This window comes from Paenibacillus sp. RC73 (assembly GCF_044908085.1).
GTDB lineage: Bacteria > Bacillota > Bacilli > Paenibacillales > Paenibacillaceae > Paenibacillus > Paenibacillus terrae_A.
On sequence record NZ_JBIYCV010000007.1, the window covers coordinates 25806 to 40249 of the forward strand.

General features: G+C 46.6%; 15 protein-coding genes and 1 pseudogene. 14 read left to right on the forward strand and 2 right to left on the reverse strand.

The features are described 5' to 3' along the window. Positions 1-310: 310 nt before the first annotated feature. The 9 genes from ABH897_RS17385 (at position 311) to ABH897_RS17425 (ending at position 7159) form a co-directional block, all read left to right on the forward strand. Positions 311-862 (forward strand): TetR/AcrR family transcriptional regulator, encoded by a 552-nt coding sequence (locus tag ABH897_RS17385; RefSeq protein ID WP_283653238.1) that lies wholly within the window; start codon positions 311-313, stop codon positions 860-862. Positions 863-1019: 157 nt separating this feature from the next. After that, a complete protein-coding gene (locus ABH897_RS17390) occupies positions 1020-2243 on the forward strand; it encodes an MFS transporter (protein ID WP_404519507.1) in 1224 nt (407 codons plus the stop codon). Between the two features lie 130 nt (positions 2244-2373). Beyond that, complete coding sequence (locus ABH897_RS17395; RefSeq protein WP_283656324.1) at positions 2374-2685, forward strand: LiaF transmembrane domain-containing protein; 312 nt, start codon at positions 2374-2376, stop codon at positions 2683-2685. An 84-nt stretch (positions 2686-2769) separates the two neighbouring features. Next, positions 2770-3441, forward strand: coding sequence for a PspA/IM30 family protein (locus tag ABH897_RS17400; protein ID WP_404592500.1), 672 nt, complete (start codon positions 2770-2772; stop codon positions 3439-3441). Between the two features lie 7 nt (positions 3442-3448). Next, on the forward strand, positions 3449-3937 hold the full coding sequence (locus ABH897_RS17405) for a PspC domain-containing protein (protein WP_404519509.1): 489 nt from the start codon (positions 3449-3451) through the stop codon (positions 3935-3937). After that, positions 3937-4641: a PspA/IM30 family protein gene (locus ABH897_RS17410; protein ID WP_283653234.1), complete on the forward strand. Its 705-nt coding sequence runs from the start codon at positions 3937-3939 to the stop codon at positions 4639-4641. Before ABH897_RS17405 ends, ABH897_RS17410 begins: the two co-directional genes overlap by 1 nt. 147 nt (positions 4642-4788) lie before the next feature. Continuing rightward, the gene (gene liaF / locus ABH897_RS17415) at positions 4789-5436 is read left to right on the forward strand and encodes a cell wall-active antibiotics response protein LiaF (RefSeq protein ID WP_283653233.1); all 648 of its coding nucleotides are present in this window, start codon (positions 4789-4791) and stop codon (positions 5434-5436) included. Positions 5437-5451: 15 nt separating this feature from the next. Beyond that, on the forward strand, positions 5452-6531 hold the full coding sequence (locus ABH897_RS17420) for a sensor histidine kinase (protein WP_283653232.1): 1080 nt from the start codon (positions 5452-5454) through the stop codon (positions 6529-6531). Beyond that, entirely contained in the window at positions 6509-7159 is a 651-nt protein-coding gene (locus tag ABH897_RS17425) for a response regulator (RefSeq protein WP_044648538.1), read from the forward strand. The genes ABH897_RS17420 and ABH897_RS17425 overlap by 23 nt, the downstream gene beginning before the upstream one ends. A gap of 143 nt (positions 7160-7302) precedes the next feature. On the opposite strand, the gene ABH897_RS17430 is transcribed toward ABH897_RS17425, so the two are convergent. After that, positions 7303-7923, reverse strand: a complete 621-nt coding sequence (locus tag ABH897_RS17430) for a hypothetical protein (protein ID WP_404592501.1) — start codon at positions 7921-7923, stop codon at positions 7303-7305. Positions 7924-7991: 68 nt separating this feature from the next. On the opposite strand from ABH897_RS17430, the gene ABH897_RS17435 reads away from it, so the two are divergent. From ABH897_RS17435 to ABH897_RS17445, 3 genes are all read left to right on the forward strand, one after another. After that, complete coding sequence (locus ABH897_RS17435) at positions 7992-8756, forward strand: YwmB family TATA-box binding protein (RefSeq protein ID WP_349361972.1); 765 nt, start codon at positions 7992-7994, stop codon at positions 8754-8756. 186 nt (positions 8757-8942) lie between these two features. Next, entirely contained in the window at positions 8943-10499 is a 1557-nt protein-coding gene (gene zwf / locus ABH897_RS17440; protein ID WP_283653229.1) for a glucose-6-phosphate dehydrogenase, read from the forward strand. A 310-nt stretch (positions 10500-10809) separates the two neighbouring features. Further along, complete coding sequence (locus tag ABH897_RS17445) at positions 10810-12390, forward strand: peptide chain release factor 3 (protein WP_044648542.1); 1581 nt, start codon at positions 10810-10812, stop codon at positions 12388-12390. 146 nt (positions 12391-12536) lie between these two features. Here ABH897_RS17445 and ABH897_RS17450 read toward each other — a convergent pair whose 3' ends face one another. Further along, positions 12537-12770 (reverse strand): small acid-soluble spore protein SspI, encoded by a 234-nt coding sequence (locus ABH897_RS17450; RefSeq protein ID WP_044648543.1) that lies wholly within the window; start codon positions 12768-12770, stop codon positions 12537-12539. A gap of 160 nt (positions 12771-12930) precedes the next feature. On the opposite strand from ABH897_RS17450, the pseudogene ABH897_RS17455 reads away from it, so the two are divergent. Both ABH897_RS17455 and ABH897_RS17460 read left to right on the forward strand, forming a co-directional pair. Then, positions 12931-13596, forward strand: a pseudogene (locus ABH897_RS17455) (potassium channel family protein); the annotation flags it as partial. Between the two features lie 40 nt (positions 13597-13636). Beyond that, positions 13637-14425 (forward strand): TrmH family RNA methyltransferase, encoded by a 789-nt coding sequence (locus ABH897_RS17460; RefSeq protein WP_404592502.1) that lies wholly within the window; start codon positions 13637-13639, stop codon positions 14423-14425. The last annotated feature ends 19 nt before the right edge of the window (positions 14426-14444 follow it).

A 14444-nucleotide genomic window follows, 5' to 3' on the forward strand; every position in this document is an offset into this window, starting at 1 on the left:
ATAATACCAAGCATGAATCAACATATTTCAGCATTCAAAAGTCTGCCATTAAAAAAATCTCTCCGATTTTTAGATCCTGACTAATTCAGGATTCAAAATTTTGGAGGGATATTTTTTTGATAACATGCTGTAACGGGCTCTAAACTTTTGACTTACAAAGCGGTTGAAAAGGGCTTCAGGGCCCCTCCTTTTTATTATATTTATGTTTTAGAGCAATGTAAATTTGACGGGTTTTTTAATTATGTAGTAGGATATTGGTACTGAAAAAACGTTTATAGTTTTATTTGGTATAAAGGAATGAGGGATGAATATGAAGGAAAGGATTTTAGAAGCTTTTGTGGAGGAGGCGCATGAAAGCGGTTTGAAATTTACCATGGATGATCTTGCGAAAAGACTTGCTATTAGTAAGCGCACCTTATATGAGCATTTTTCGTCCAAAACACTCATTTTAGAAACGCTTATAGAGCGTACGAATGATGATATGATTCGAAAAACCGAGCAAATTGTCGAAAACGATCAATTAACCTTGCTAGAGAAGATTAAGCAGTCGATCAGGGTCATACCGCAATATTATGAGTTTTATGATTTGCGAATACTGGATCAAATGAAAAAATATTATCCTGAGCATTGGAAAAGGATGTATACCGATTTGAATGATTGGCCCCAGATCAGAACATTAATCCAGCAGGGCATCCAGGAAGGGATTATTGTAAATAAAAACGAGGCTCTCATCATGAGACTTATTATTGATTCTATAAATTTAACGCTTGATCAGCGATTTTTTCTGGATAACAGCGTGACGGTAGAGGATGCTATTTATTCTATTGTAGATATATTGTTATTTGGACTGGTCGAAAAATAGAAAATGGCCTCAACAATATGTTACATATTTGAAGAGGTCATTTTTTTATAAGAAAACTAATAAAACAATTTAAGTTTTATTGTTTCCGAAGATACGGTAAGCAAGTTTAAGAAATGATAAATAATAAAAGATACACAGGAAAAGGAAGGGTTGAAACATGTCTATGCTGACACGAAATCGGGGAGCTATGCTGTTACTGATGCTTAACATCTTTTTGGCATTCATGGGAATTGGATTGGTTGTTCCCGTATTACCTAAATTTATAAGCGAGCTGGGAATGAATGGCTCATCGATGGGACTGATGGTCGCGGCTTTTGCCCTGACACAGCTTTTATTATCACCATTGGCGGGCAAGTGGTCTGATCGTTATGGACGTAAAAAATTGATTGTTTCGGGTATGTTTATTTTTATGTTATCCGAGCTTGTCTTTGGGCTGGCTAGTTCTGTACCTACATTGTTTGTAGCTCGAATCATGGGTGGGGCGGGGGCCGCGCTGCTTACTCCTTCTATAATGGCGTATGTCGCTGACGTGACCTCATTCGAGGAAAGAGGCCAGGGAATGGGGATGATTAACGCGGCGATTAACACTGGGTTTATTATCGGACCAGGCATTGGTGGTTTGCTGGCCACGTACGGCATACGTATTCCCTTTTTTGCAGCCGCAGGAGCTGCGGGGATAGCCGCTATCTTGTCTTTGCTAGTGCTACCCGAATCCTTAAGCAAGGAAAAGCAACGGGATAATAGAGAGCTTCCGCGGCAAAAGGAAAACCTTTTGCAGCAGTTTGCCAAGTCGTATCGTTCTCCTTATTTCATGGGATTGGTCATTGTGTTTGTGGTTGCTTTTGGGCTGGCTAACTTTGAAACGGTGTTCGGATTGTTTGTAGATCATAAATATGGTTTTACGCCAGTGGATATTGCCATCATTATAACCACAGGTTCCATTCTGGGGGCAGTTGTCCAAGCGACTATATTTGGCTGGATTATTAATCGTTTTGGCGAGAAAAAGGTCATTCATATCTGTCTGGCAGTTGCGGGACTATTCATTTTTCTGACACTGTTTGCCGAGCAGTACGCCATGATTATGCTGACGACCTTCATCATTTTTCTGGCCATGGACATTCTTCGTCCGGCGGTAAGCACATCCTTATCACGGCAGGCCGGGGACGAGCAGGGGTTCGTGGCTGGAATGAACTCATCTTATACAAGTTTGGGTAATGTGATCGGACCACTGATTGCAGGACTGCTGTTCGATGTTCATATTAACTTGCCTTATATGGTTGCAGCTATAGCGTTACTGGCTTGTCTCGTCCTTTCACTACGCTCCAAGCAAGCGGGTGAGCAACAACCAACAGCCCGTGCGGCAGAACAACATAGAGGGTGATAGCCGCAGGTCTGTATGCACCCCCGACTTAGGTCTAGGTTCAAAAACCGTCTGGGGTCCGTTTTGGCGAACTCCGGATCAGCGTACAATAAGGACATAAGCAAGACACAGTGAAAGGCGGTGAGAGATGATGAGAGTTAACAAAGGGAATGGGTTGGCTATTGTACTGATTGTATTGGGTTCGATTATGCTGCTCGGTAAGTTTACTCCATTTTTCGGTTACTTTATAGGACACTTGATCGGTTACTTAATCCCGATAGCGATGATCATGCTAGGTTACTACGGTGTGAAAAGAGGAAATGTGGTCTTCGGCTGGATCGTACTTGTAATCGGGGTACTGGTTTTACTCGGCAAACTGTCATGGCTTTTGGGGCCGCTGCTGGCAATTGGTTTAATCATATTTGGTGTTTCACTGCTGAGTGACCGCAGAAGACGTTACTGAGATTGATGGATTCGCGGGTAATGTGAATTACAGAAACGAAGTATGAAGATATGAAAATACGAAATGTGAAAGGAGCAGACGCAAATGAGTGTGTTTCGTAGAATGCGTGATATTACCGTAGCGACCTTCAATGAGCATTTGGAACAAAGTCAAGAACCGATACAACTGATTGATCAGTTCTTGTATAACACCCGCGAGGATATTGCCGAAGCGGAAAAGCTTCATCAGCAATATGCAGTGCACACAAGACAGATGAAGCAACAGCTGGATCACGCAGTGTCCATGCAGATTAAACGGGAGGAACAGGCGCTGCTGGCTTTAAAGGCAGATGAAGAACACATTGCAAAGCTGGCCCTTCAGGAAAAAATGCTGTATGCAGAAAAAGAAGAGCAGTATAGAGAGCTGTGGGAGCAGAGCCGTGAATCGCTACGTGAATTGGAGCATCAGCTAGATACCTTAAAAATGGAATATCAAACGGTAAACAGTAAGCGCCAGTATTATGCGGCACGTGTACAAACGTTGAGACTCCAGCAGCAGATGAACGAACGGGCAGGTACATACGGTGGACGAAATGTTCCCCGAATGTTCAACCGCTTGGAAGATCGGGTAGCCGATATGGAAGCAGAAACGCTGAGCTTGCGTGATTTGCGGCGGGGAGAAGGCGGTCACACGCAGGATGCCCATGGCGGCGAATCGCTGCTCGAACAAGAGTGGGCGAGACTGAAGAGCAAGCTGAACAACAGCGGGAAGGAGTAAGTTGATTATGACCCGAATTTACCGATCAAACCGGGATAGAGTATTAACAGGTGTATGCGGCGGTCTTTCTGACGCAACAGGGATGGACTCAACTTGGATTCGTATTCTGGTTGTGATCAGTTTCTTTATAACAGCAGGAACCACATTTATGCTGTATGTAATTGCGGCGCTGGTTATCTCCAAGGAGCCGAGATCTCCTTATGATGGAGGATTTGGTCCCAACAGTGGGCCTTACAATCAACAGGATTCACGCTATTATGGCGGGAACAGCACCGGTTCACAGTACGGACCGGGAACTGGTTACAATCAGGGCGGAGCATACGGTAATCCGAGCCAATCTTTTGGTCAAGATGCCCGTCATTCATCCAAATTTAACACAGGTCCTAACAGTGATCTGGATTCCATGATGGAAGATATCGAGAGAAAAGCAATGAAAAAAGAGTTGGCAGAGTTACGCAAAAAAGTAGAGCAATTCGAGAAGGGAGATCGTAAATAATGGGAATCTTTAAAAGAATGAAGGATATGACAAGAGCATCGGTGAATGAAGTGCTGGATAAAGTGGAAGACCCGATTATTATGCTAAACCAATATCTGCGTGATATGGAAGCGGAAATTCACGAGGCAGAAGTAACGGTTGCCAAGCAAATGGCAAATGAACGTCGCATGAAACAGCGCTTGGAGGAAGCAGTAAGAGTATCTAATGAGCGTGAACAACAAGCAGAATCCGCATTGCGGAACGGCCAGGAGGAAGTAGCGCGCAAGCTGCTGGGCGAAAAGATCTATTTTACACAAAAACAAGATGAATACCGCGACCTGCACACGCAAGCCGAGCTTCAAGCCAAAGAATTGGTGCAACAGCTTCACGACATGAAGGATGAGTTCTACAAAATGCGCAACAAGCGCAATGAGCTGGTATCCCGCGCTCAAATGGCAAAAGCCAAAAAACAAATGTCGCAAATCAACAGTCTGCACACGATTGAAAGCGGATCTGCTTCGCTGGGCTTTCACCGCATGGAAGAAAAAATCATGCAAATGGAAGCAGAAGCTGACGTACTGCGTGCCCCTTACCGTCAAGCTCCGGGAGAAGCGTACGTCAATCCGGCAGAGGCTGAAAAACTGTTCAAAGTGAATGAGCAGCTTCAACAGCTCAAATCCAAAATTCAAACGGGTGCTAAACCAGTAGATATAAAGAAGGACTGACTACTCGAAAATAAGACATTATGATATGCTGTATGGAATGGACACTGGTCAATTATAGTGCTCAATCTGTATGGTTCGGGAAAGCCATATGGCGGAATGTCGCGCCACTATGGCTTTTCCTTCCTGTATAAATAAAGGGGGTGCAGCATGGAGAAAAGGAAATCAGTCTTGGCACTGGCAGGTATCGCAATCGGGATTATCATTTTATTCGGTCAGTGGATTGGCTTCCTCTCCGTGATTGCACTGATCCTGATGTTGGCCGGAATATATAAGATTCGTAATTCCAAAATCAAAAAGGGCTATACAATGCTCGCAATTGGGGCAGGGCTGCTCGTACTGGATCATTTATTTCTTTTTGTGGTAGTAACTCTAGGGTCGCTAGCTGCATTCTATTCACGTTCAAGAAAGCTGCATAAGGGTCAAAGCTCGATATTCAAGCACAATTTTATATCCAATCATAAATGGGACGAAGTGCCGTGGAGCTTGCGCAGCACAAGTATATGGCATGTGGTTGGGGATGTGGATGCTGATTTGACGTTGGCACTTCCGGAAGAACGTGAACCCGTTATATTTTTGCAGGGGATCTTCGGTGATATTGACATCACGCTACCGGATAATTACGGTGTAGAGGTGGAAATGTTCGTGTTGTTCGGGCAGATTCAATTTGACCGTGATCATGAGGCGGGTATGCTCAATCGTCTGGTTTGGAAGTCACCCAATTATGCACAGAGTGAATATAAAGTGAAGTTTGTCATTTCGTATTTGGCGGGCGATGTGCGCGTCCGATTTTATTGATCAGGAGGAGCCGGGATGAATCATAAAAAAACGTCCAACATGGTAACCCGCAGTATGGGTGAAGGTATCCTCCTGTGTGTTGTTGTGGGCGTAGTTGTTTTTTATATGCTGTATACATATGGATATGTGAAGTCGTTCCCAACCTGGGGAATGATATTGAAATTTGTGGGAGCCGTCGTCATGGTACTGATTGGCACCGGGGCAATATACGGTTTTTATGAGAGCTACCGCTTCAAAAGCAGGCTGGAAAAGCTGCGGGAGACGCTGCTGATGTGGGAAAAGGGGACCCCTGCCCGGGAGCTGCCGCCACTGGGTCATGATGAGTTGGGCAGGCTGGGTGAGCAACTGGAGCGAATCGGGCACAAATGGCAAGAGCAGGTTACTTCTTTGCAACGCCTGTCCACCAACAATGCACAGCTGGCAGAGCAGGCCAGAGTAACCGCGATTGTCGAGGAAAGGCAGCGATTGGCGAGGGAGCTACATGATGCAGTGTCGCAGCAATTGTTCGCCATTTCGATGACGGCGACGGCTGTAGGCAGGACGCTGGATAAGGATTTTGATAAGGCGCAGCGTCAGGTTGCATTGATTGAAGAAATGTCCTCGGTGGCGCAATCCGAAATGAGGGCGTTACTGCTTCATTTACGACCTGTTTATTTGGAAGGCAAGCGGCTGGAACAGGGATTACGTGATTTAATACAGGAATTGCAGGCCAAGGTTCCCATGGAGATTGATTTTGAGATGGAGAGCGGAGTACAGTTGGTTAAAGGCATTGAGAACCATTTGTTTCGCATCGTTCAGGAAGCTATGTCTAATACGTTGCGTCATGCCAAAGCAAGCCGCATGGAGATTCGTATCGTGCAACGCCCGGATTCCGTTCGGTTAACGATTAGGGATAACGGAATTGGATTCGAGCTGGACGAGAAAAAGCAGACTTCGTATGGATTGTCCACGATGCAGGAGCGGGTCAGCGAGATTGGAGGAGCTATACAGTATATAACGGCTCCGGAGAAAGGAACACGAATTGAGGTATCGGTGCCGGTTATAAATGATGAAAGCGGAAGGAACGATGATCATGGAAACGGAATTGCCGATTAGCGTACTGCTGGTAGACGACCATGAAATGGTGCGGATTGGTCTGGCGGCGGTGTTGGGCACGGAAGAAGGCATTGAAGTGGTAGGCGAGGCCGGGAGCGGGGAAGAAGGCATACGACTGGCTACGGAATACAAGCCGGACGTGATTTTAATGGATCTGGTTATGGACGGCATGGATGGAATCGAGACGACTCGCCAAGTGACACGCCTGCTTCCAGAGACGAAGGTCATCGTACTGACGAGTTATTTGGACGATGAGAAAATGTATCCGGTTATTGAAGCGGGCGCGTTCAGCTATCTGCTCAAAACCTCCCGTGCATCCGAGGTTGCGGATGCGATCCGTGCAGCGGCACGCGGACAGTCCGTGCTGGAATCGCAGGTGGCTTCCAAGATGATGAATCGATTTCGCCAGCCGCAGGCTGAAGCGCCTGCGCATGCGGAACTGACGGATCGTGAAATGGAAGTACTCCGGCTGTTGGCACAGGGTAAATCCAATCAGGATATTGCAGATGAGCTGATCATCGGGATCAAGACAGTGAAATTTCATGTCACGAACCTTCTGGCCAAGCTGGGGGTAGAGGACCGCACACAGGCGGCAATCTATGCCTACAAAAACGGATTAGCGGAGTAGCGTGTAGAACGGACTGATACTATGAAATACAAAAGAATGGAGTCATTTTACGCTGCTGAACAGGTTCCAAATTAAATAGGTGAATACAACGAACCGGAGACTTGTAGTAGCTCTCCGGTTTTTTTCGGTCCTTAAAACGTTATTTAAATAAGTAAGAACAGAAAGGCGATTAAGGCCAAATCCAGCGCAAGTCCGGCTCCGTATCCATATCCACCATATCCGCCGCCATAGCCTGGTCCACCATTTCCAGCAAATCCACCTGTGTCATAGGGAGGGGACGGACTCAGGGGCTCCCTAGTGGGTTTGATTAAACTGCTTATTTTGGCAGAGGAATTTGCTTTGTTTTTAGAATTTCTTTTTTTCTTTTTGGAGGATATCTTCTTGGCTTCTTGTTTTCCCTTGTTATTATAGTTTCCGGCGTAGAGACTATTAGAAAAGGAGGATGGATATCCGTTCAGCATCAGCTTACCTTTGCCACACCCGCTGAGAATGCCAACATGTCGTGTACCGTCATGCAGAACAGCACAGACCAGACGTCCACCGTGAGGTGCCACATTGGCTTCATTTACAGGATATATGGGAAACATGATTTCACCTCTTTCTGAATAAGATACGTTGTGATCATAGTCTATTCTCACGCTGCCTATAATGTATGGTCGAACACCCAGCAGGTGAACGAATATTTTTAAAAGATGTTCTTCTGCTTCTAGCGTGTATAAAACCTCTTGCAACGGGAAAGCTATTGATAGATTGATAGAATCCAAGCCAGCCGAAAAAAACATCCAGAATGTGCCTCCAGGAATCGGATGCTTGTGGAGCGGGAGGAACCATGATGTTAAAAGCAGAGGTCATCAAAAAAGGGATTGTCGCTATCGCGGTGTTCGGAACGTTGCTGTTACTGGTAGGCTGGCGTTACGGGACGTTTCAAGCTACCGGATATGATTCCCTCAAGGCAGGAACGGACTTGCGCTCTGTATTGACCGTCTCGGATCAGGCTCCTGGTACACTGGATAAGCTGGTTGTGAAATGGCAAGGTAACTGGACTTCTTACGGTGATGATCCAGCAGCCATGGCGGCCCGGATAGCCGATCAACTGAATATTCCCGCCGTAAGCAAGGTTGAGGAAAATGGACACACGGTGTATCGATCTGTTGGCAGTAGCGGAGAACTGAAAATCCGCTTAAATGTGATGGAACAGCTAGCTGGTCAATGGTATACGGTCGTTCAACTTGAGAGTAGCAATGCAGGACGTGAGCAGTTAATCCGACTGCATGAACTTTGTGCTGAACAATTGGCGGCTGTGGGAGTACAAGCAGTATGGAATACGTCCATTCAGCATTCGCTGAAATCAAATGAGCCCGTGGACCAACTGATGAAGCTGACAGAGACACGTTTAGCAGGAAGCTTGTCCATGAAAGCAAAAGAAAGATATACAGATGCGACGACGGTAGCTGTATCCTATGAAGCACCGAAGCTACCTCTGACAGTTCAAAGTGGTGAGCATCAGGTGCATATGCAGATGGCTGTGCATGAAGATGAGGAGCATCAGGATACTCGTATTACGATCGGTTTTCCGCTGATTACGATAGAATACTGACTTATAAGGTAAATTTATGATTCATCGGATAGCTTATCCATGCTGAATATGCTAAAATGTCATCAAATCTTCAGTTCCATGTTTGTCGAAAATCAAGTATGATCTTGAATAAATATACACAATACTACATGCGGATTTCGAGGGTTGTGGAAGCGGAATCTTGTCATGGGAAGAATGAGGTACTTCATGGCTGACATACCTAATAATGAATCTGTTGTGATGCAAGGCGCTGTGTTATTTATTTTTGGTGCTACGGGCGATTTGGCCCGCCGCAAGCTTTTTCCTGCGATCTACAGCTTGTACCGCGAAGGGAAGCTGGGTGAGGATTTTGCCGTTATTGGCGTAGCGAGACGCCCTCGCACAGAGGAAGAATTCCGTAATGACCTGTACGCTTCGATACAGGAGTTTAGCCGTTACAAGGCAGAAAACGATCAAGAATGGCAGGCATTTGCCGAGCATTTTGAATATAAATCACTGGATATCAACAATGTCGAAGGATTTCATGAACTGAAACAGCAGACAGAGACCATAGAGAAGAAATTCAGCATTCCGGGGAACCGTTTGTTTTATTTGGCTTTGGCCCCTGAACTGTTTGGAAGCGTATCGGAGAGCCTCAAAGAAGGCGGTATGATGGATGGCAAGGGCTGGAATCGTCTTGTCATTGAGAAGCCGTTTGGTTATAACCTGGAATCTGCGCAAGAGCTGAATGTTGAAATACGCGAAGTATTTGAAGAGGAAGAAATTTATCGGATTGATCACTATCTTGGTAAGGAAATGGTGCAAAATATCGAAGTCATCCGCTTCGCAAACGCCTTCTTTGAACCATTGTGGAATAATAAGCATATTTCCAATGTGCAAATTACGCTTAGTGAAACCGTGGGCGTAGAGGAACGCGGAGGTTATTACGATCATTCCGGCGCTCTGCGGGATATGGGACAGAACCATATGCTGCAAATGCTGACGATGATTGCAATGGAACCACCGAGTCGTTTGCTCCCTGAGGATATCCGTGATGAAAAGGTGAAAGTGCTGCGTTCGTTGCGTCCTTTTGAATCCGCAGAGGATGTGTTGACTAATGTGGTACGTGGTCAATACACGGAAGGAAGCTATCGCGGTCAGCAGTTGCCGGGGTATCGTGAAGAGGACAAGGTTGATCCACAGTCGAGCACAGAGACTTATTTTGCTTCACGCGTATTTGTGGATAATTTCCGTTGGGCAGGGGTTCCTTTCTACATTCGTACTGGCAAACGTCTTCCTGTAAAGACAACCGAAATCGTTGTGGAATTTAAGAGCATGCCTACGAACGTATATCTTGGTCAAAAGCATAAGCTGGAACCGAACTTGCTCGTGATCCGGGTTAATCCGATGGAGGGCATTTACATCAAAATTAATGCCAAGAAGCCGGGTTCGGAATCGGATATTGAACCGCTGGCTATGGATTTCTGCCAAAGCTGTATGGTCGGCATCAACTCACCTGAGGCTTATGAACGGTTGTTGATGGACGCGATTGAAGGGGACTCTACGTACTTCACGCGTTGGGATGAGGTTGCGACAGCATGGAGATTCGTGGATCGGATCGCCAAAGCATGGCAACAAGCCCCGGATACGCTGGAAACCTATGCTGCAGGCTCATGGGGACCGGAAGGAGCTCATAAGCTGCTGGAGCAAGATGGCTTCAAATGGTGGCCAGTCAGTGGCCAGGATGAAGATAATGTCATCTGGCGGGTAGGCGGCACTCAGTAATCCTGATAATTGTTCAGCATCCCCCTACGTCCTGTTCAGGATGTAAGGGGATGCTTTGCGTTCGGAGTGTGCTATAATAACTTAGTCTCAGGTTTTCAGTTTGCAACTGATTATACGTTAAAGGCAGGCTAAAACATGTAAATAGATCGTATTTATAATGAATATGGTAACGGAGTACGCCGAATACTGGATCTAACGGTAAAGAAACCGATAGCACCGATGAAATTACGAAAACAGGCGTGCATCATGGCCTTTTTATGAATAGCTTGAGCAGGAACGCAATGGATTTGATCATGAAGGGATATGTGAAATGAGTAAAACACTGGATATACTTCAACAGGAAGTCGACAAACGGCGCACGTTTGCGATTATTTCTCACCCGGATGCGGGGAAAACGACACTGACGGAGAAGCTGCTGCTGTTCGGGGGCGCGATTCGTCTTGCCGGTTCAGTTAAAGCGCGTAAGGCAAGCAAGCACGCCACGAGTGACTGGATGGAGATTGAAAAGCAGCGGGGAATTTCGGTCACATCCTCAGTTATGCAATTTGATTATAATGGGCATCGCATTAACATTCTGGACACCCCAGGTCACCAGGATTTTAGTGAAGACACTTATCGTACATTAACAGCAGCGGATAGCGCAGTCATGCTGATTGATGTAGCGAAGGGTGTGGAAGCGCAAACGATTAAGCTGTTTCAGGTTTGTGCCAAGCGTGGCATTCCGATTTTCACCTTCATTAACAAGCTGGACCGTGAGGGACGCAGTCCTTTTGATCTGATGGAGGAGCTGGAGCAGGTGCTCGGCATCCGTTCGGTGCCTATGAACTGGCCAATTGGTACAGGACGTGAGTTGTGTGGTGTCTATGACCGTGTCAAAAATCAGGTCGAGCTGTTTCAGGGAGACGACCATTCCACGATCAAGGTACAAAAAGTGGAGGGTTACAATGATCCAATCATTCGCGAAATGGCGGGTGAATATTTGCATGACCAATTGTGTCAGGATCTGGAGTTACTCGATGTTGCGGGTGACCCTTTTGACATGGAGAAAGTACAGCGCGGGGAATTAACGCCTGTATTCTTCGGTAGTGCGATTAATAACTTTGGAGTTCAAACGTTTTTGGAAAACTTTCTTCAGCTTGCCCCTAAGCCGGAGCCGCGTCACAGTACAGCGGGGGAAATCGAGCCGACGAACGAGAAATTTACCGGCTATGTATTTAAAATTCAAGCAAACATGAACCCGGCTCACCGTGACCGCATCGCATTCCTGCGTATTGTGTCTGGTAAGTTCCAACGGGGGATGAGTGTTAAGCATGTACGGATGGGCAAGGAGATTAAGTTGTCCCAACCACAGCAGTTTCTCGCGCAGGACCGCGATATTGTCGAGGAAGCTTTCCCGGGCGATATTATCGGCTTGTTTGATCCGGGTATTTTTCGTATTGGGGATTCCCTTAGTCAAGGTGGAGAGGTTGTATTTGATGAGTTGCCAACCTTCTCGCCTGAGATTTTTGCCAAGGTAACGGTGAAAAATGCCTTGAAGCACAAGCAGTATTTGAAGGGTATTGACCAGTTGACCGAGGAAGGTATGATTCAGGTGTTCCGTACGGTAAGCTTTGACGATACGTTGCTGGGCGTTGTCGGTCAACTGCAATTTGAAGTATTTGAGTACCGCATGAAGGGTGAATATGGAGTTGATGTACAGCTTCAGCGTATGCCATTCCAGTTTGCACGCTGGATTGTGGATGATCAGATTGATCCAAGCAAATTCCGTATTAACTCTACGTTGGTGAAGGACAAGAAGGGCAATTATGTTGCCTTGTTCGAAAATGAGTATGCGATGCGGACAGCTATAGAGAAAAATCCTACAGCTAAGTTTTTGGAGATGGCTCCATAAGATTAGGATTTGATAAGCAGGACAGGAATGAAAATTGTTATTTGATCTGTACAACGAATAGTCCACTCGGTGTTACGGCGAGTGGACTATTCTCGTATACGGCCAGTAGGATGAAGCAGGATTGAACAAAAGTTTGAATATAGGACTTAGGTTAGCGGGACGGGCTTGATTTTATCAAGCTGCTCATGTGCCAGGTGGACAAACTCTTGTTGCTGGGTCTGGTTCATGTGCTTCCATGCCACCTCAAGAATGACACCCAATCCGGGCAAAGCGGCCTCTGGTCCATCCACTGACCCGATAATCATATCGGTAAGATCAGCTTCTGATTTGCCGTGAACTTTGTGAACAATGGCTTGTCGTAAATCCAGTGTAATGGGCATGTGTACCTCCCGTATGTTTGTAATCGTTGTCGGATGTATTATGGCTTGGGCTGCTGCCCGGTATACATGAAGAAGCATTTGGCATAAGCATGCCAAATTTATGTTTTTGGCGGGTTATGCTATACTATGACGGACAGTATGGTGATCGGGAGGTAAGGAAGGAATGGCTAAGAAGCAGTATGCGGTAATCGGCATGGGTCGTTTTGGCTCCAGTGTTGCCACTGCATTGAGCGAAATGGGTTTTGACGTGCTGGCGATTGATTCGGACGAGCAGCGCACACAGGAAATGTCGAATATTGTGACACATGCAGTATCTGCCGATTCGACGGATGAGGAAGCGTTACGAGCACTTGGCATCCGTAATTTTGATGTCATTGTGGTGGCGATTGGCGAAGATATACAGGCAAGTATATTGACGACATTAATCCTCAAGGATATGGGGGTGCCAGCTCTGATCGTAAAAGCGCAAAATGAATTGCACGGGAAAGTGCTGCAAAAAATAGGCGCGGATAAGGTGGTTTATCCTGAGCGGGACATGGGGTTACGAGTAGCCCATCATTTGACGTCCCCGAATATTCTGGATTATATTGAGCTGTCCAAGGATTATAGTATTCTGGAGATAAAAGCCGCAGATTCCATGATAGGAAAAAATTTGAAGGAACTTGATATACGCGCTCGTTTTGGCTGTAACGTGATGGCGATTCGCCGAGATCAGGAAATGAATATCTCCCCTTATGCTGAAGATCGGCTGGAGACGGGGGATGTGCTTGTTATTGTAGGCCACAAGGATGATTTAACCAAGCTGGAGCTAGCTTTTGCAGTGTGATGATAAATCATTTATTTATAAAGGAACGGACGGATAACGAATGGAAATCATTTCACCAAACAATACACGTGTAAAAGAATGGGCACAACTGCTGGAAAAAAAGCATCGCACCCGGCAGCATAAATATATCGTCGAGGGCATTCATCTGGTGCAGGAAGCGCTGCGTTCGAACGCGGTTGTCGAAAGCGTTGCCTATGATTTGGACAAGGGCATTCCTGCCGAGTTGAATGGCCTGGACCAAGCAGACCAGCCGGTGGAATGGGTTCCCGTGTCGGCGGCGGTCATTGCCAAATGCACCGATACGAAGACACCGCAGTCCGTTTTTGCTATCGTGCACAAGGAGGAGCGCGGCGCATTCCCGGCGTTGCTGGAGCAGCCGGATGCGCTGGTGATGGTGCTGGACGGGGTACAGGACCCCGGCAATGTAGGCACCATCATCCGTAGTGCCGACGCCGCCGGAGCCGCAGGCGTCATTCTGGGTCACGGCTGCGCCGACCTGTACAACCCGAAGACGATCCGCTCTACGATGGGATCGTTTTTTCACCTGCCCGTGATTGAGGGCAGTCTGGAGGAGCTTTTGCCACAGGCTAAAAGCAAAGGTGCCCGACTGATCAGCACCTCGCTGGACGCAAGTCTGTCGTGCTATGCCGTTGATTTGCGTGTTTCTACTTGGTTTGTGATTGGGAACGAAGGCCAAGGTATTTCCGCTGCTACCGCACGTATGGTGGATGAATCGGTGTTCATCCCGATGCAGGGGCAGGCGGAATCGCTGAACGCAGCGATGGCCTCCACGGTGCTGCTTTTTGAGGCGATGAGACAGCGAAACTAGTGGAAATAACTATATATTT